This window comes from Pseudomonas sp. PKS (genome assembly GCF_051913525.1).
GTDB classification, from domain to species: domain Bacteria; phylum Pseudomonadota; class Gammaproteobacteria; order Pseudomonadales; family Pseudomonadaceae; genus Aquipseudomonas; species Aquipseudomonas guariconensis_D.
In genome coordinates, this window is sequence record NZ_JBEGDO010000015.1 from 68,793 (window position 1) to 86,341 (window position 17,549).

The 17,549-nt window shown below is 62.1% G+C and carries 19 protein-coding genes; 7 read left to right on the forward strand and 12 right to left on the reverse strand.

Annotated features, from left to right (window positions below):
- Positions 1–8 precede the first annotated feature (8 nt).
- The 5 genes from ABOA88_RS16205 to ABOA88_RS16225 all read right to left on the reverse strand — a co-directional run bounded on the left by ABOA88_RS16205 (position 9) and on the right by ABOA88_RS16225 (position 2,972).
- The gene (locus ABOA88_RS16205; RefSeq protein ID WP_367851802.1) at positions 9–353 is read right to left on the reverse strand and encodes a YciI family protein; all 345 of its coding nucleotides are present in this window, start codon (positions 351–353) and stop codon (positions 9–11) included.
- 53 nt (positions 354–406) lie between these two features.
- The gene (locus ABOA88_RS16210; RefSeq protein WP_196168900.1) at positions 407–829 is read right to left on the reverse strand and encodes a YybH family protein; all 423 of its coding nucleotides are present in this window, start codon (positions 827–829) and stop codon (positions 407–409) included.
- 103 nt (positions 830–932) lie between these two features.
- A complete protein-coding gene (locus ABOA88_RS16215; RefSeq protein ID WP_196168899.1) occupies positions 933–1,577 on the reverse strand; it encodes a LysE family translocator in 645 nt (214 codons plus the stop codon).
- Between the two features lie 98 nt (positions 1,578–1,675).
- The gene (locus ABOA88_RS16220) at positions 1,676–2,632 is read right to left on the reverse strand and encodes a threonine dehydratase (RefSeq protein WP_043209302.1); all 957 of its coding nucleotides are present in this window, start codon (positions 2,630–2,632) and stop codon (positions 1,676–1,678) included.
- 82 nt (positions 2,633–2,714) lie between these two features.
- Positions 2,715–2,972, reverse strand: a complete 258-nt coding sequence (locus tag ABOA88_RS16225; protein WP_196164748.1) for a DUF2790 domain-containing protein — start codon at positions 2,970–2,972, stop codon at positions 2,715–2,717.
- Positions 2,973–3,211: 239 nt separating this feature from the next.
- Here ABOA88_RS16225 and ABOA88_RS16230 point away from each other — a divergent pair, with 239 nt between their 5' ends.
- The gene (locus ABOA88_RS16230) at positions 3,212–3,661 is read left to right on the forward strand and encodes a GNAT family N-acetyltransferase (RefSeq protein ID WP_196169147.1); all 450 of its coding nucleotides are present in this window, start codon (positions 3,212–3,214) and stop codon (positions 3,659–3,661) included.
- Here the strand turns inward: ABOA88_RS16230 and def are convergent.
- Positions 3,616–4,152 (reverse strand): peptide deformylase, encoded by a 537-nt coding sequence (gene def / locus ABOA88_RS16235; RefSeq protein ID WP_367851801.1) that lies wholly within the window; start codon positions 4,150–4,152, stop codon positions 3,616–3,618. The genes ABOA88_RS16230 and def overlap by 46 nt on opposite strands.
- The gene (locus tag ABOA88_RS16240; protein ID WP_196168897.1) at positions 4,149–5,102 is read right to left on the reverse strand and encodes a YihY/virulence factor BrkB family protein; all 954 of its coding nucleotides are present in this window, start codon (positions 5,100–5,102) and stop codon (positions 4,149–4,151) included. The genes def and ABOA88_RS16240 overlap by 4 nt, the downstream gene beginning before the upstream one ends.
- Positions 5,103–5,388: 286 nt before the next feature.
- Between ABOA88_RS16240 and ABOA88_RS16245 the strand changes: the two genes are divergently transcribed.
- Entirely contained in the window at positions 5,389–5,769 is a 381-nt protein-coding gene (locus tag ABOA88_RS16245; protein ID WP_043209291.1) for a hypothetical protein, read from the forward strand.
- On the opposite strand, the gene ABOA88_RS16250 is transcribed toward ABOA88_RS16245, so the two are convergent.
- Positions 5,770–6,606, reverse strand: coding sequence for a CvfB family protein (locus ABOA88_RS16250; protein WP_196168896.1), 837 nt, complete (start codon positions 6,604–6,606; stop codon positions 5,770–5,772).
- 130 nt (positions 6,607–6,736) lie between these two features.
- Between ABOA88_RS16250 and ABOA88_RS16255 the strand changes: the two genes are divergently transcribed.
- Positions 6,737–7,597, forward strand: coding sequence for a DUF6279 family lipoprotein (locus ABOA88_RS16255; RefSeq protein ID WP_196168895.1), 861 nt, complete (start codon positions 6,737–6,739; stop codon positions 7,595–7,597).
- A gap of 82 nt (positions 7,598–7,679) precedes the next feature.
- Here the strand turns inward: ABOA88_RS16255 and aceK are convergent, their stop codons facing one another.
- On the reverse strand, positions 7,680–9,395 hold the full coding sequence (gene aceK, locus ABOA88_RS16260; RefSeq protein ID WP_367851800.1) for a bifunctional isocitrate dehydrogenase kinase/phosphatase: 1,716 nt from the start codon (positions 9,393–9,395) through the stop codon (positions 7,680–7,682).
- Positions 9,396–9,612: 217 nt separating this feature from the next.
- Between aceK and ABOA88_RS16265 the strand changes: the two genes are divergently transcribed.
- Positions 9,613–10,488, forward strand: a complete 876-nt coding sequence (locus ABOA88_RS16265) for a DMT family transporter (protein ID WP_196168893.1) — start codon at positions 9,613–9,615, stop codon at positions 10,486–10,488.
- A gap of 90 nt (positions 10,489–10,578) precedes the next feature.
- Here the strand turns inward: ABOA88_RS16265 and ABOA88_RS16270 are convergent, their stop codons facing one another.
- The 3 genes from ABOA88_RS16270 to cysK all read right to left on the reverse strand — a co-directional run bounded on the left by ABOA88_RS16270 (position 10,579) and on the right by cysK (position 14,075).
- Positions 10,579–11,460: a DMT family transporter gene (locus ABOA88_RS16270; protein WP_196168892.1), complete on the reverse strand. Its 882-nt coding sequence runs from the start codon at positions 11,458–11,460 to the stop codon at positions 10,579–10,581.
- Between the two features lie 490 nt (positions 11,461–11,950).
- Complete coding sequence (locus ABOA88_RS16275) at positions 11,951–12,886, reverse strand: aspartyl/asparaginyl beta-hydroxylase domain-containing protein (protein ID WP_043209281.1); 936 nt, start codon at positions 12,884–12,886, stop codon at positions 11,951–11,953.
- 214 nt (positions 12,887–13,100) lie between these two features.
- On the reverse strand, positions 13,101–14,075 hold the full coding sequence (cysK, locus tag ABOA88_RS16280; RefSeq protein ID WP_043209279.1) for a cysteine synthase A: 975 nt from the start codon (positions 14,073–14,075) through the stop codon (positions 13,101–13,103).
- Between the two features lie 133 nt (positions 14,076–14,208).
- Between cysK and ABOA88_RS16285 the strand changes: the two genes are divergently transcribed.
- The 3 genes from ABOA88_RS16285 to ABOA88_RS16295 all read left to right on the forward strand — a co-directional run bounded on the left by ABOA88_RS16285 (position 14,209) and on the right by ABOA88_RS16295 (position 17,526).
- Entirely contained in the window at positions 14,209–15,282 is a 1,074-nt protein-coding gene (locus ABOA88_RS16285) for a DUF748 domain-containing protein (protein ID WP_196168891.1), read from the forward strand.
- A 207-nt stretch (positions 15,283–15,489) separates the two neighbouring features.
- On the forward strand, positions 15,490–16,335 hold the full coding sequence (locus ABOA88_RS16290; RefSeq protein WP_070093267.1) for an AAA family ATPase: 846 nt from the start codon (positions 15,490–15,492) through the stop codon (positions 16,333–16,335).
- Positions 16,336–16,347: 12 nt separating this feature from the next.
- Positions 16,348–17,526, forward strand: coding sequence for a vWA domain-containing protein (locus ABOA88_RS16295; RefSeq protein ID WP_367851799.1), 1,179 nt, complete (start codon positions 16,348–16,350; stop codon positions 17,524–17,526).
- Positions 17,527–17,549: the final 23 nt, after the last annotated feature.

Here is a 17,549-nt window from a genome sequence, read left to right on the forward strand (position 1 = left end):
CTCCGTTATCAGGGTTGCAACTCACGTACCGGTCGTACTTCGACGCTACCGACTCGCGCCGCCGGAATGCCTTTGGCGATGTTCAGTGCCTCGTTCAGGTCGCGCGCATCGACCAGGTAGAAACCCGCCAATTGCTCCTTGGTCTCGGCAAACGGACCGTCGGTCAGGCTCATCCGCCCACCCCGTACGCGAACCGTGGTGGCGGTCTGCACAGGTTTGAGCGCCTCGGCCGCGAGCATTCGCCCAACCCCCTGCAGCGACTCGGCGTAAGCCATGCATTCGGCATCTTCAGGGCTGTCGGGCAGGCTGTGCAGCAGCCCTTCGTCACAATAGACCAGGCACAGGTATTTCATGGTCGTCTCCAATGCTGCGCAAAGGTGCGATTGCCGATGAGCGGCAGGGTCGTTCAAGGCTTGAGGTTGAACAGGGCTTTCTGGGTTTGCATGTCGAACGGTGCCGACCAGTGTTCATGAATGACCTGCCATTGTCCGCCACTACGACGATAGCCTACGGTGGCCCGCATGAAGCCGCATTGGCTCTCGTCATCCGAAGGGCCGCAGCGGTTGAGCCAATGGGCAAAGCCCAGGTCACCGTCGGCATGCACGGTCAGTTGCGCCAGTTCGAACACCATGGGCCCGGTGCAGAAGCTCATGCACATTTCCCAATGCGCCCGGTAGGCGGCCTTACCCTTGAATTGCAATGCGTTGATGGCATCGAAGGCGACGATGTCGTCAGCGTACGGCGCGCAGATGGCGTCCAGATCGCGCTCGCGCACGGCCTGCATCCAGCGTTCAATCAATTGGCTGAGTTGGGTTTCGGCGGTGTTCATCGGTGATTCCTCCAATCGGTCATGAGCGGGTGGCGCCTCAAGTTTCGGCGCCCTCATGACTGGTCGAATGGTGATTGGGGAAATCGACAAGGACGGAAAAAAATCAAAGCGCAGGGCTTGCAAGGATGAACTCACGGTACCCCGAAAGAACCACGTACCCGGCAAAGTAACAGAAGATCGCCGCCGACAGCAGGTACGACCACGTCAGCAGACGATCTCCCAGCAAACGCCCGCCGTGACTGGCGATAGCGCACAGGCCCAGGCACCACACCACTCCGGCCGCAAAGAAGCCTCCCAGGAACAGTCCGGCCTCCAGCGGCCCACCGGCACCGGAGCGGGAAATCAGCACCCCGCCCACCGCCGCGAACCACAGGATGGCACTGGGCGAAGACATGGCCAGGAACATCCCCCGCAAGAATTCGCGCCAGGCCGGCTCCACCACTGCCTGCCCACTGGCCTCCAGATGCCCACCGCGCCAGGCCGCCAGCAACATCTTCAGCGCGAACCACACCAGCAGGGCCGAGCCGCCCAGCCACAACGTCCAGCGCACCGCTTCGAACTGCAGCAGCACGGTCATGCCCGCCAGCGCGGCAACGGCATAGATCAGATCTCCCACGCACGTCCCTAGCCCCAGCCACACGCCTTGCATGAAACCGCGTTGCATGGCCAGGGTGATCATGGCGATGTTGGCGACACCGATGTCCAGGCACAGGGACAGGCTGAGGAGGAATCCATTCGAAAAGGGCATGGGAGACTCGGTCATGCAGGTTCAAGGAAAGGCGATTGTGCCTGAGCGCGTCATGGCGTGTTCAGATCTTTCGTGCCCGCAACCTCGCTTGAATATCCTCAAGCACCGAGCAGCACCCGCGCATAGCGCTCACGATCAATGTTCGCCCCGCTGAGCACCACCGCCACACGCTTGCCGGCCTGACGCGCGCGCTCCTGCATCAAGGCCGCCAGGGCCGCCGCGCCGGCACCTTCGGCGGTGTTGTGGGTGGCTTCGTGGTAAAGGCGCATGGCCTGGGCGACTTCATCGTCGGTGACGCGCACGATGCGTGCGGCGTGTTCATGAACCAGCGCGAAGGCATCGGGGTGGGGAACCCGGCAGGCCATGCCGTCGGCGAAGGTGTCGGCGGTCTCGGTGGTGACGATGCGCCCCTGCTCGAAGCTCTGGGCATAGGCATCGGCGGCACTGGAGACCACGCCGACGATCTGGGTCTTCAACCCCAGCAGGTTGCGCGCCTGGATCAGACCACAAATACCCGAACCCATGCCGATCGGCACATAGACGCAATCCAGGTCTGCTACAGCGTCGAACAGCTCCAGCGCATAGGTGGCCACGCCGCGCACCAACTCCGGATGGAAGGAAGGCACCATGGCGTAGCCCAGCGACTCGGCAAGCCTGGCGGCCTCTTCCCGGGCCACGTCGAAATCGACCCCGTGCTCCACCAGTTCAGCGCCTAGGGCACGCATGGCGGCGTTCTTTTCTCGCGAGTTGCCTTCCGGCACTACGATCACCAGCGGCACCCCAGCCTGACGCGCCGCCAGCGCCATGCTCTGGCCATGGTTGCCACGGGTGGCGGTGACCAGCCCTCGTGGTGGTTTGCCATTGGCCAACAGCGAACGGACATAGACCAGCCCGCCACGAACCTTGAAGGCACCGGTCGGCGCGTGGTTTTCGTGCTTGACCCAGACCTTGCAACCCAAACGGTCGGCCAAAAGCGGCCAGGCATGCTGCGGCGTGGCGGGAACGTGCTGGTGGACGAAATCGGCGGCTTCACGCAGGGCGGGCAGGTCGAACATGGGCGATATTCCTTCATCAACGGGAGATCGATCCTAAGCCCGACCCGATGCCCAGGTAAACCTTATCTGTCCATCGACAGTCTCAGCCCTGGCTGCAGCCCTCACCCATGGCGCGATACTGGATGGTGTGTACCTGGCCCTGGTGGTCTTCGTAGGTCATGGTGGCAGGCACCACCTCGCAGACGTTGGGGATGGTCGACAGGCTGATCACCCGCTTGATATCCAGGTTGGTGGAATAGTCGTACTGCTCGACTGCAGGTTGGGTGGTGGCGGTCTTGACCTCATCGGCGAAGGCGAACGAGGACATACCGACCAGTGCGAGAATCAGTAAAGCTTTCATGAGAGGTTGGCCTTAAAAGCAATCAACTCGATTGACTTCATATGCCGTGAATGGCGCGGAGAAGTTGTCATCAACTACGAAGATGACACGAAGTACCGATCCCGCTTCGTACTGCCGGGGGATGTCTGAAAGTCTACTCCCCACCTGAAATAGTTGAACCCCGAACTAGGACAATCACTCTTGCGAACCCTGCAACAATCTGCGAAAAAGCGCCTCCACGAAAACCGTTGCCCATGACCATGAATCCGCTCCATTGCAGCCCATTGGGGCCCCTTGAACGCAAGCTGCTCGATCACTTCTACCGCCAGCACGACTCTCGCATGCGCGCCGCGGGCGATGGCCAAGGGTGGGTGGCACGGGCGGGAGGTATCGTCGCGGGCATGAGCCTGAGCCCCGTGGCCCAAGGGCATTGGCTCACGGGCCTCTTCGTTGCGCCAGCGTGGCGTGGCCAGCAGGTCGCCTCGCAGTTGATCGAAGCGGCACTGCAGGCCACCTGCGGCCCGACCTGGTTGTTCTGCCATCCTGAGTTGGAGGCCTTCTACCAGCGCCAGGCCTTCACCCTGACAGATACGCTGCCCGAGGCACTGGCCTCACGGCTGGCGCGCTACCAGCGCAGTAAGCGCCTGGTGGCGATGGTGCGAGATCAATCTTCGCGCGCATCTAGCCCAGGGAACAGCACCTCGGTATAGCCGAACTTGCTGAAGTCCTGAATGCGCGACGGGTACAGCCGGCCAATCAAGTGATCGCACTCATGCTGCACGACACGGGCATGGAAACCGTCGGCAAAGCGGTTGATTGGATTGCCCTGGGGGTCGATGCCCTCGTAGCGGATGTGCTTGAAGCGCGGCACCACACCGCGCAGCCCCGGGACCGACAGACAGCCCTCCCAGCCATCCTCGACTTCCGGGGAAAGGGGCGTGATCACCGGGTTGAGCAGGATGGTCTGGGGGACGGGTTCGGCATCCGGATAGCGCTCGCTGCGCTCGAAGCCGAAGATCACCAGTTGCAGGTCGACGCCGATCTGCGGCGCGGCCAGGCCAACGCCGCCCACATGGCGCATGGTCTGGAACATATCGTCGATCAGCGCCTGCAACTGCTCGCTGCCGATCAGGTCCGCCGGTACGGGCGGGGCGATGCGCAACAAGCGTTCGTCGCCCATCTTGAGGATGTCACGGATCATCGGGGGTTCGGCTCACTCGGCTGGGGCTCGACAGGATGTTCATGGCCGAGCACGGTCAATGTCTCCTTGGAGGTATGACCTGCGGCTTCCTTCTCGCCAGGGTTCTTGCCTTCGGCCGACATGTGCTCGATCACCGCGTTCATCTCGGCACCGAGCAGCAGTACGGCGGCAGAAATGTAGAAGTACAGCAGCAGGACGATGATTGCCCCGATGCTGCCGTACATGGCGTTGTAGTCGGCGAAGGTCTTCACATAGTAACCGAATGCCAGCGAAGCAATGATCCACACGACCACCGCCAATACCGAGCCTGGGGTGATGAAGCGAAACTCCTGCTTCACGTCGGGCATGACGTAGTAGATCAGCGCCACCGCCACCATCATCAGGATGATGATCGCCGGCCAGCGCAGGATGGTCCAGACCGTGACGATCACCTCCTGCATGCCCACCTGGGCGGCGATCCACTCCATCACCTGCGGCCCCAGCACCATCAGCGCCGCCGTAGCCAGGAGCATGCCCGCGATGCCGATGGTGTAGATCACCGACAGTGGGATGCGCTTCCAGACCGGCCGGCCTTCGGGTACGTCGTAGGCGGCGTTCATCGCGCTCATCATCAAGCGCACACCGGCCGAGGCCGTCCACAGGGCGATGACGATACCCACCGAGAGCAACCCCCCCTTGGACTGCTGCAACTGGTCGATCACCGGGTTGACCTGCTCCAGGGCCTGGGGCGGCAGCACCAGCTCCGACTGCAGGCGCAGCCAGGAGAAGAAGTCCGGCAGGTGCAGGAAACCGATCAGGGCAATAAGGAACAACAGGAAGGGAAACAACGAAAACAGCATTTGGTAGGCCAGCGCCGACGCATAAGTGGACATCTCGTCATCGAGAAACTCGCGGACGGTGCGCACCAGCACGCGGTGCAGGGGCAAACCGCGCAGGTTGGGGAAAAACATAGCGTCTCCTTTCGCTGCAGGATCGTGTCAGGTGAAGGCCAGCCAATCGGGCAGGCACGTTTCAATGATGCAAGTCTAATAGACCACATCAGACACGTTGCAGCTCAACGCCAGGCCAACAAAAGAAAACAGCTACAAATGCCTGTAGGGGCGGGCTTGTCCAGCGATCAGGGCTGACGTGTCAGCACCTTCTTGTTAGGCCGGGCCGCTGATACCAGACTTGTTTGCCTGCACCCGGCCCCGCACAATACCAGGCCTTATCTCGCGTCAACCCGCAGGAACCTGCATGAAACTCGACAAACCCACCGCCATCGCCCGCCGTAACCAAGCGCTGGAGCGGCCGGTGCTCAACCGCGACAACACCCTGCTCGCGATCCTGGACCGCAAACGCAACCTGTGGTGGTTCGATGTGCCGACGGCGCTGCTGCGCAAAGGCCAGCCCGACTGGGTCAACCTGCTGCTGCACACCCCCGAGACCGATGAACTGCAGCACCTGAAGGTGCCGACCAACTTCCTGCGCGCTCACCAGGAGCAGATGGAAGTCCGTCATCCGGGCAAGCGGCGCTCGACCATCAGCCTGGCCCTGAGCGCCGACCGTGACTCGCTGCTGCGTGACACCCGCCCCGGTGGCGAGCAGCTGGACTTCACGCCCTTCCTGCAGGGTTGATCAGGCCCGTTCGATGCGATCGTCAAGGATGACGATGCGGCCTTGCTTGTAGAGGGCGCCGATCGCTTTCTTGAAGTTGCCCTTGCTGACATTGAACAGTCGGCTGATCACTTCAGGGTCGCTCTTGTCGCACACCTCGAGCATCCCGCCAGCCGCTTCCAGGCGCGCCATGATCTGCTCGGGCAGGCTGTCGACCAGGACCTTGCCCACCGGCTGCAGGCTCAGGGCGATCTTGCCGTCGTGGCGCACTTCCTTGATGTAGCCCTTCTCGTGCATGCCCGAACGCAGGAACTTGAACACCTCGTTCTTGTGGATCAAGCCCCAGTGGCGGTTGTTGATGATCGCCTTGAAGCCCATGGGCGTCTGCCCGGCCACCAGCAGTTCCACCGGCTGGCCGGCCTGGTAGTCGACCGGGGTGCGATCGAGGTAGCGGTCCAGGCGCGCGGTGGCGGTGATGCGACGGGTACGTTTGTCCAGGTAGACGTGCACCACGCAGTAGTCGCCGATCTTCAGCGGACGCGACTCCTCCGAATAGGGCATCAACAGGTCCTTGGACAGCCCCCAGTCGAGGAAGATGCCCGCGCCGTTGATGTCCTTGACCTTGAGGCTGGCGAACTCACCGACCTGTACCTTGGGCTTTTCGGTGGTGGCGATCAGCTGGTCTTCGCTGTCGAGGTAGATGAACACATTGAGCCAGTCGTCGATCTCGGCGTCGACGTCCTTGGGGATGTAGCGCTTGGGCAGCAGGATCTCGCCGTCCGCACCGCCATCCAGGTACAGGCCGAAGTCCGTGTATTTCACGATTTGCAAACTGTTGTAACGCCCAAGCAAAGCCATTTACGAAGATCCTCAAGACAAGGCGGCTATTCTACACCTGAACAGCCTTCGCCGCCTGGCCGTCCGTGCCCAGGAACCGACGGAGCCTCCCTTGCGTCCACTGCCTGCAAGCTCCAGCAAGGATTCGCCCATGCCCGTCACCCTACGCCCCGTGTTCTTCATCGCCCTGTGCCTGACCCTGGCCGTGGCGGCCTGCAGCCGCATCGACCTGGCCTACCGCAACCTCGACGTGCTGGTGCCCTGGTCCCTGAATGACTACCTGAACATGAACCGCCAGCAGAAAACCTGGCTCGACGAGCGTCTCAAGCAGCACCTGGCCTGGCATTGCAAGACGCAACTGCCCGGCTACCTGGAGTGGCTCGACCAGATCCGCCAGATGGTCACCACCGACCAAGTCACCGACCAGGCACTACTGCAGCGCACCACCGAGGCGCGCCAGGCCATCGGCCGGGTCGCCGAGGCGATCACCCCCTCCGCCACCCAGCTATTGCGTGGCATGAGCGACGATCAGGTCGCGCAGATGCGCCAGGCCTTTCTTGATGACATCCGCGAGCGCCAGGCCAACTATGTCGAGACGCCCCTGCCCAAGCAGATCAGCGACCGCGCCAAACGCATGGAAAAGCGCCTCGAACCCTGGCTGGGCGAACTCAACGCGCCTCAACGCCTGCGCGTGCTGACTTGGTCCCAGGCCCTCGGTGACCAGAATCGTCAGTGGATCGCCAACCGCGCCCACTGGCAGCAGCAACTGGTGCTGGTCATGGCTCAGCGCGACACGCCCGCCTTCGAACCCCGCATCGCGCAGTTGCTGCAACGCAAGGAAAGCCTGTGGAGCCCGGAATACCGCATTGCCTTCCAGCATTCCGAACAACAGGCCCGCAGCCTGCTGGTGGACCTGATGAAGCAGAGCACCCCGGTACAACGGCAGTACCTCCAGGAACGGCTGAGCAAGGTGCGCAACGACTTCACCGAACTCAAGTGCATGAAGGGGTAGCACCTTCGCTGTCGCCAGCCGCCATATAAAGTCGTAAGCGCTGGCGACAGCCTGCGATGGGCTGTAAGGCAGCCTCAAACGCTCACCGCGCCTTGCGCCGATACGGAAACACGTCGATGACCTTCCCGTCACGAATCGTCGCCTGCAGCCCTTTCCAGTAATCGGCGTCATACAGCTCGCCATGCAACCGACTGAACAGACGTCGCTGGCCGATGTCGGCGAACAGGAACGGCGGAAACTCCTCCGGAAACACATCGTGGGGCCCGATCGAATACCACGGCTCGCCGGACATCTCGTCCTCCGGATAACGCGGCGGCGGGATATGCCGGAAGTTCACCTCGGTCAGGAAGCTGATCTCGTCATAGTCATAGAACACCACCCGGCCATGACGGGTGACGCCGAAGTTCTTGAGCAGCATGTCACCAGGAAAGATGTTCGCCGCCGCCAGTTGCTTGATCGCCAGGCCGTAGTCCTCCAGCGCTTCCAGCACCTGGGCTTCGCTGGCCTGTTCCAGGTAAAGATTGAGCGGCGTCATGCGCCGTTCGGTCCAACAGTGACGGATCAGCACCGTGTCGCCTTCAAGCTTGACAGTCGACGGTGCCACCTCCAGCAGCTCGGCCAGGCACTGTGCTTCGAACTTGGCCTTGGGGAAGCGGAAATCGGCGAACTCCTGGGTATCGGCCATGCGCCCGACCCGGTCGACGCTTTTGACCAGACGGTACTTGTCGATCACCGTGGCCCTGTCCACGGTCTTGGACGGCGAGAAGCGGTCCTTGATGATCTTGAACACCGTGTTGAAGCCGGTCAGGGTGAACACGCTCATCACCATGCCCCGCACCCCAGGCGCCATGACGAAGCGATCCTCGGTACTGGCCAAGTGGTTGATCAACGCACGGTAGAACTCCGACTTGCCGTGCTTGTAGAAGCCGATCGAGGTGTACAGCTCCGCGATGTGCTTGCCCGGCAGGATGCGCTTGAGGAAATTGACGAACTCCGCCGGCACCGGCACATCGACCATGAAATACGAGCGGGTGAAGGAGAAGATGATCGACACCTCGGCCTCGTCGGTGATCACCGCATCCGCCTCGATGCCATGGCCCTCGCGGTGCAGCAACGGGATCACCAGCGGCCACTGCTCATCCGGCGTGTACAGTCGCCCCACCAGGTAGGCGCCCTTGTTGCGGTAGAGCACCGGCGAGAACAGCTCGACGGCCAGGGAGGGATCCTTGCAGACCCAGTCGGGCAAGCATTCGCGCAGTTGCTGCTCAAGACGTGCTACATCCCCGTCCAGATCGCCATAGGGCACACTGAACGGGTAATCGGCAAAGATCGAGCGCAACAGGCTCCGAACGCTGCCGTCAGGCTGGTAGATACGGGTCTGCGCGGCCCGCTCATGCCCGCGCATCGACGGCCGGGTGGTGTGGATGAACATGCAGCCATCGCTGATCAGGTCGTGGCTGAACAGGCTGCAGAAGATCGAGTTGTACCAGGTCTCGGCCAATTCATCGTCCAGGCGCGGGTCGATCAGACGGATGTAGGCGTTCTTCACCAGCGGCCATTGCTCGACATCCAACAGTACCGCCTCGGCAAAGCCATCGCGCAGCCAGCCATTGACCTCGACGACCTTTTCTTCATAGAGATTGATACGTGCCGCCGCAGCCTGCTGGATCTGCTGCCACAGCGCCTGTTCGAAACGCGCGCGCGCGCCCAGGGTGATGCGCCGGAAGTGTTCGCGGTAGTCGTCGAAACCATCGAGGATCATCCGGGCGATCTCGGCCGCCGGCCATGACTGGGACATGCAAGGGACTCCATGCGGGGGTTCAACACGCAAGCTTAGTTGCACCTGCTTTCGTCGTGCCCTTTTCACAGGCAAACCTGCTCCCGCAGGATTCTCACAACCCTGTGGAGCGGGTTCCCACGAAAGGCCGCGGACAAATTCACACAGCAAGAAAGGACAAGAACCGCGCTCATTCGATGGCGTACACTCGCGCCCTTGCCGATAGCTGGAGACCGCTGTGAGCCCCATCGCCCTTGCCCGCCTGCTGACCCTTGCCGCTGTCTGGGGGGCGAGCTTCCTGTTCATGCGCATCATCGCGCCGGAACTCGGCACCGTACCGACAGCGTTCTTTCGCGTCTCGATCGCGTGTCTGGGGCTGATCGCCATTCTTGCCGCAGCGCGGGTGCGCTGGGACTTCAACGGCAAGCTTGGCGCCTGCCTGGTACTGGGGATGATCAACTCCGGGATCCCGGCCACCTTCTATTCGGTGGCCGCGCAGGTACTACCCGCCGGCTACTCAGCCATTTTCAACGCCACCACACCGCTGATGGGTGTGTTGATCGGCGTGCTGTTTTTCCGCGAACCCATGACCCTGGCCAAGCTGTGCGGCATCTTCCTGGGGCTGTTCGGCGTCGGCATCCTCAGCGGTGCGGGCCCGGTGGCGTTGGATCTTGCCTTGTTGCAAGGCGCCATGGCCTGTCTGGCTGCGACCACCTGCTATGGCTTTGCCGGGTTCCTTGCGCGACGTTGGGTGAGCGACCTGGATAGCCGGTTGTCGGCCTTGGGCAGCATGCTCGGCGCGACCTTGCTGCTGACGCCGGTGTTCGCCTGGAGTGCCCTCACCCAGCCACCGGCCAGCTGGGGCGGTTGGCCTGTGTGGCTGTCGTTGCTGGGCCTGGGCCTGCTGTGCACGGCGTTCGCCTACATCCTGTACTTCCGCCTGCTGGCTGAGATCGGACCGGTCAAGGCCAGTACCGTGACCTTCCTGATTCCGGTATTCGGCGTCCTGTGGGGCGCCTGGCTGCTGGACGAGCCGCTGTCGATGGCGCACCTGTATGGCGGAGTGCTGATCGGCGTGGCCTTGTGGTTAGTGCTACGTCCGGCCAAAAAATAGGGCCATGGCCCTATCGCGGGACAAGGCCCTGCGTCTTGGAAATGGCGTACACCCGTTCGCGAAGAGGGCCGCAAAGCGGCCCTCGGTGCATCAGGCTTCAGCCGCACGCAATGCCGGCTTGCGGAACACGAACAGCAGGCCGACGACGATCAACCCCATCCCCAGCAGGCTGAGTGGCGCCAGACGATTACCGAAGATCAGATAATCCATCACGGCAGTCACCGCAGGCACCAGGTAGAACAGGCTGGTGACATTGACCAGGTTGCCACGGGCGATCAGGCGATACAGCAACAAGGTCGCCAACAGCGAGACCACCAGCCCCATCCATGCCAGCGCACCGATGAAGCTTGCGCTCCACTGCACCTGGAGCGGCTGAAATGGCGCGAACACTGCGCACAAGGCAAAGCCGGCCAGGTACTGCAACGGCAAGGTACCCATGGGGTTGTCGGTGATGCGCTTTTGCAGGATCGAGCCCAAGGTCATGCTGGCCAGTGCCAGCAGGGCGAACAGCATCCCAGCCAGGGATACCCCGCCCAGGTTAAGGCCCTGGTAGACCACCATCACCAACCCTCCAAGCCCCAAACCGAGCCCGAACAGCCGGCTCCAGGAACGCTGGCGCTCCATCAGCACCACAGTGAGGATCGGTTGAACGCCCATGACCGTGGCCATGATGCCAGGGGTGACGTGGGTGTTGAGCGCCAGCAGATAGAAGATCTGGTAAGCGCCCAACAACACGCAACCGGTACCCAGGGCGCGCAGCACGGCACCACGACCACGCGGCCAGCGCAACCCCAGCAGCGGGCTGACCAGCAGCAGGCCGGCAAGCGCCAGGGCCGAGCGTAGCAGGAGGAAGGCAAAGGGGCTGGCCTGGGCCAGCCCGAGCTTGGAGACGATCGCCCCGCTGCTCCACAGCAGGACGAACAGGCTGGTCGTGGCCGCCGAGGCCACGGATGCTTTGGAAAAGACAGACATGTATTGCCACCTGTATAGGGCAAATGAGCCGAACGGCAGGCTGTCGCGTTAGCGAGGGAGGTAGCCGACCGTGTTCAGTAGGTTGCGAGTGTGATGGGAAGCGGCCAGAGGCCGATCAGCCCAGCACCACTGCGCAAGGAGGCGGAGCTACGCCGCCTACCACGCCACTGACAGGTGGTGGGTAATGACTGATCATGGCCGGCTGCTGGCTGCCACGCACAACCACGCCCGCGACAGGCGCGAGGACGACAGCTGTGATGGAAGGTATGGCAGGCATGATCGGGTCTTCGGAGAAGAGAATGTTTCGGAATATAACGGCGAATCCAAGGTCGGGCAATAGCTGTCATTTGGATTGGCAGATCAGGCCCTTTCGCGGGTAACCCCGCTCCCACACGTTTCAGGTTGAGCCGGTGGGAGTGAAAAACCCGCTCTCATGGTTTGCGCTGAGCCTGTGAGAGCGGGTTTAGCGGCGAATGCGATGACAGGTGAATCAGAACAGCCAACGGTACAACAGATACGCCACCACCACCGCCAGCACTGGCCGCAGGATGCGGTAGGCCTTGGGGTTGGCGCGCTTGAACTGCTTGACGCGGGTGCTGATCTTGTTGCTGAAGCGCTTGCTCCAGGCATAGGCCTGGTTGATCCCGCCCACGCGCTCGTCATCGGTGTTCTGCGGCGCAGTGGCCCGGCCCAGGAAGGCGCTGACCTTGCGGTTGATGCGGGTCATCAATGGGCTGCTGAGCGGGCGCTCGATGTCGCAGAACAGAATCACGCGGGTCACGTCGGTCTCGTTCTTCACCCAGTGCACATAGGTCTCGTCGAACATCACGTCCTCACCGTCGCGCCAGGCGTAGGGCTGGCCATCGACGTAGATGCGGCAGTTGTCCGAATTCGGAGTAGACAGGCCCAAGTGATAACGCAGGGAGCCGGCAAACGGGTCGCGGTGCGGGTTCAGATGGCTGCCGCCGGGCAGCAAGGCGAACATGGCGCCCTTGACGTTGGGGATGCGGCTGACCAGCTCGACGGTCTTGGGGCAGAGCATTTCGGCCGAGGGCAGCGGCTTGTCGTACCACTTCAGGTAGAAGCGCTTCCAGCCCTTCTTGAAGAACGAGCCGAAGCCTGCGTCGTTGTCCTTTTCCGCGGCGCGGATGTAGCCCTCGTCGAACAGACGCATGGCCTCTTCGCGGATCACTTCCCAGTTGTCCTTGAGCACATCGAGCTCGGGAAACCGTTGACGATCCAGGTACGGCTTGGACGGCACGCCGGAAAACAGATACATCAGGCTGTTATAAGGTGCGAACAGCGCCGAATGGTTGACGAACTGGCGCAGCACGGGAAGACGTGCCTTGCCGCGCAGGTGCACGAACAGCACGCTGGAGAAAAACACCAGCAGGACACCTGCCTTGGCGGCGAAGGAAAAGGTCATGCAACACTCCTTGGAGAAGAAACCAGGCTGAGGCCTGCTCCATTCAAAATCATCCGGCCATCATAAACCCATCTGCCCCCGGTAAAAACCTCCAGGGACGCAGTGCAGTTTTCAGGATCTTGCAACAAAGAGTGCTGCCAGGCATTGCTCCGGATCAGCGGTGCAGCAGAAAACCGGGGCCGCCACACGGCCCCGGTATCGCCAGGGCCGCGTTTTACTGCTGGTTCTCCTGCTCGGTGAACAAGTCACTGAACAGCATGCTCGACAGGTAACGCTCGCCCGAGTCCGGCAGGATCACCACCAGGGTCTTGCCCTGCATCTCGGGCTTCTCGGCCAGGCGCACGGCAGCGGCCATCGCCGCGCCACAGGAGATGCCGCAGAGAATGCCCTCCTCCTGCATCAGACGCAGGGCCATGGCCTTGGCCTCGTCGTCGGTGACCGTCTCGACCTGGTCGACGATGGACAGGTCAAGGTTCTTCGGCACGAAACCGGCGCCGATGCCCTGGATCTTGTGCGGGCTTGGCTTGAGCTCTTCACCCGCCAGGGTCTGGCTGATCAGCGGCGAGGCCACCGGCTCCACTGCCACCGACAGGATCGACTTGCCTTGGGTGTGCTTGATGTAACGCGAAACCCCAGTGATGGTACCGCCGGTGCCGACGCCCGCCACCAGGACGTCTACCGCGCCATCGGTGTCGTTCCAGATTTCCGGGCCGGTGGTCTTTTCGTGAATCGCCGGGTTGGCTGGGTTGTCGAACTGGCCCGGCAGGAAGTAGTTGGCCGGGTCGGAGGCGACGATTTCGTTGGCTTTCTCGATCGCGCCCTTCATGCCCTTGGCCGGATCGGTCAGCACCAGCTCGGCCCCCAGCGCCTTGAGGACCTTGCGCCGCTCCAGGCTCATGGATGCAGGCATCGTCAGCACCAGCTTGTAGCCACGGGCAGCGGCGACGAAGGCCAGCCCAATGCCGGTGTTGCCCGAGGTGGGCTCGACGATGGTCATGCCCGGCTTGAGCTTGCCACTGCTCTCGGCGTCCCAGACCATGCTCGCGCCGATCCGGCATTTGACCGAATAGCCCGGGTTGCGCCCTTCGATCTTGGCCAGGATGGTCACACCACGCGGGGCGATGCGGTTGATCTGCACCAGCGGCGTGTTGCCGATGGAGTGGGCGTTGTCTGCGTAGATACGGCTCATGGCAGGAGTCCTTGAACTTTGTAGGAGCAGGGAAAGCTTCAAGGGTAAGCCTGCCCCGGGGGGCAGTAAAGCCCGTTCGAACTCCCCCGGGGCCAAGGCGGTCAACCGGACAACCCGCCCCGGAGAGCCCTCGATGAAAGCTCGCTATCGTTGGCCGCTGATAGGCCTGGCCAGCCTGGTCGCGCTGTTGCTGGCCCTGCACCTGGCCCTGCCCTACCTGGTCCGCGACTACCTCAACGATCGGCTCGCGGACATGGGCGACTACCGCGGTCACATCACTGATGTGGACCTGGCCTGGTGGCGCGGGGCCTACCAGATCAACGAGTTGAAGATCGTCAAGACCACCGGCAAGGTGCCGGTGCCGTTTCTCGAGGCACCGCTGATCGACCTCTCGGTGAGCTGGCGTTCGCTGTGGTACGACCATGCTGTGGTCGCTGAAGTCGTCTTCGTGCACCCAGAGCTCAATTTCGTCGACGGTGGCAACAAGCAGAACTCCCAGACCGGCCAGGGCACCGACTGGCGCCAGCAGCTAGAGAAACTGCTGCCCATCACCCTCAATGAGGTGCGCATCGAAAACGCCACCCTGACCTTTCGCAACTTCAACTCCAAACCGCCTGTCGATCTTAAGGCCACCCAGTTGGACGCGAGCATCCGCAACCTGACCAACGTACGCGACGAAAAAGGCCGCCGCGATGCCCACTTCGACGGCACAGCGCGCCTGCTGGGCGATGCCCGGGTGGAAAGCCGTGCCACCTTCGACCCGTTCAGCGATTTCGACGATTTCGAGTTTCGCCTACGCGCGACCGGTATCCAGCTGCGTCGGCTCAATGATTTTGCCAGTGCCTACGGCAAGTTCGACTTCAATGCAGGCCATGGCGATCTGGTGATCGAAGCCCAGGCCGAGAAAGGCCGCCTGCACGGGTACATCAAGCCTCTGCTGCGGGATGTGGATGTGTTCAACTGGCAGCAGGACGTGGAAGACAAGGACAAAGGCTTCTTCCGTTCGATCTGGGAGGCGCTGGTCGGCGCCAGCGAAACCGTGCTCAAGAACCAGCCCAAGAACCAGTTCGCCACCCGCGTAGAGCTGAGCGGCAGCGTGCACCAGCGCAACATCAGCGCCTTCGAGGCGTTCCTGCAGATCCTGCGCAACGGCTTTATCCAGGCATTCAATGCACGCTATGAACAACCGCCGCCCGATTCCGACTGAACCGGGGCGCGACGCACCATTCAGAGACTGAATGACCGGTCTGCGTTTTCACCCGCCTGGGCCCGCGTTATAGTCGCTGGCAATGACAAACACGTATCGCCTCTTTCGCGGGTGAACCCGCTGCCACAGGGCCGGCGTTAGCGCTTCCTGTGGGAGTGGGTTTACTCGCGAAAGGGTCTTGAATGACACCCCGCAGAGGATCGGTTCATGAAGTTCGAAGGCACCCGCGACTACGTCGCCACAGACGACCTGAAGCTGGCGGTCAACGCAGCCATCACCCTGGAGCGCCCGCTGCTGGTCAAGGGTGAACCGGGCACCGGCAAGACCATGCTCGCCGAACAGCTCGCCGCCTCCTTCGGCGCCCGCCTGATCACCTGGCACATCAAATCCACCACCAAGGCCCACCAGGGTCTCTACGAATACGACGCGGTCAGCCGCCTGCGCGATTCGCAACTGGGCGTGGACAAGGTCCACGACGTGCGCAACTACCTGAAGAAGGGCAAGCTCTGGGAGGCCTTCGAGGCCGACGAGCGTGTGATCCTGCTGATCGACGAGATCGACAAGGCCGACATCGAGTTCCCCAACGACCTGTTGCAGGAACTCGACAAGATGGAATTCTACGTCTACGAGATCGACGAGACGATCAAGGCCAAGCAGCGTCCGATCATCATCATCACCTCCAACAACGAGAAGGAACTGCCCGACGCCTTCCTGCGCCGCTGCTTCTTCCACTACATCGCCTTCCCCGACCGCGACACCCTGCAGCGCATCGTCGATGTGCACTTCCCCAACATCAAGCAGTCGCTGGTCAGTGAAGCGCTGGATGTATTCTTCGACGTGCGCAAGGTGCCGGGCCTCAAGAAAAAGCCTTCTACCTCCGAGCTGGTCGACTGGCTCAAACTGTTGATGGCCGACAACATCGGCGAAGCCGTACTGCGCGAGCGCGACCCGACCAAGGCCATTCCGCCGCTGGCCGGCGCCCTGGTGAAGAACGAGCAGGACGTGCAACTGCTCGAGCGCCTGGCCTTCATGAGCCGGCGCGGCAACCGCTGACAGGAGCCGGTCATGCTGCTCAACCTGTTCAACGAAATGCGCGCGGCCAAGGTGCCGGTGTCGGTGCGCGAACTGCTCGACCTGCTCAATGCCTTGCAGCAGCGGGTGGTGTTCGCCGACATGGACGAGTTCTATTACCTGGCGCGAGCCATACTGGTGAAGGACGAGCGGCATTTCGACAAGTTCGACCGGGCCTTCTCCGCCTACTTCAAGGGCCTGGAGAACCTCGACCGGCACCTGGAAGCGCTGATCCCTGATGATTGGCTGCGCAAGGAGTTCGAGCGCTCACTCAGCGACGAGGAACGTGCGCAAATCCAGTCCTTGGGCGGGCTGGACAAGCTGATCGAGGAATTCAAGAAACGCCTTGAAGAACAGAAGGAACGTCACGCTGGCGGCAACAAATGGATCGGCACCGGCGGTACCAGCCCATTCGGCTCCGGCGGCTACAACCCCGAAGGCATCCGCGTGGGAGAGGCCGGCAAGCGCCAGGGCAAGGCGGTCAAGGTGTGGGACCAGCGCGAATACAAGAACCTCGACGATCAGGTCGAACTGGGCACACGCAACATCAAGCTGGCCCTGCGTCGCCTGCGCAAGTTCGCCCGCGAAGGCGCTGCCGAGGAACTGGACATCGATGGCACCATCGACCACACCGCACGGGATGCGGGGCTGCTGAACATCCAGATGCGCCCGGAGCGGCGCAACACGGTCAAGCTGCTGTTGCTGTTCGACATCGGCGGCTCCATGGACGCCCACGTCAAGGTCTGCGAGGAACTGTTCTCCGCGTGCAAGACCGAGTTCAAGCACATGGAGTACTACTACTTCCACAACTTCGTCTACGAATCGGTGTGGAAGAACAACCTGCGCCGTACGTCGGAGCGCTTCTCCACCTTCGACCTGCTGCACAAGTATGGCGACGACTACAAGGTGGTATTCGTCGGCGATGCGGCCATGGCACCTTACGAGATCACCCAGCCGGGCGGCAGCGTGGAGCATTGGAACGAAGAAGCCGGATACGTGTGGATGCAGCGTTTCATGGAGAAGTTCAGGAAGGTCATCTGGATCAATCCGTACCCCAAACAGGCCTGGGACTACACCGCCTCGACCCATCTGGTGCGCGAACTGATCGAAGACAAGATGTACCCGCTGACCTTGCAGGGGTTGGAAGACGGGATGCGTTACCTGTCCAAGTAATGGCGTCGCCCCTTTCGCGGGTG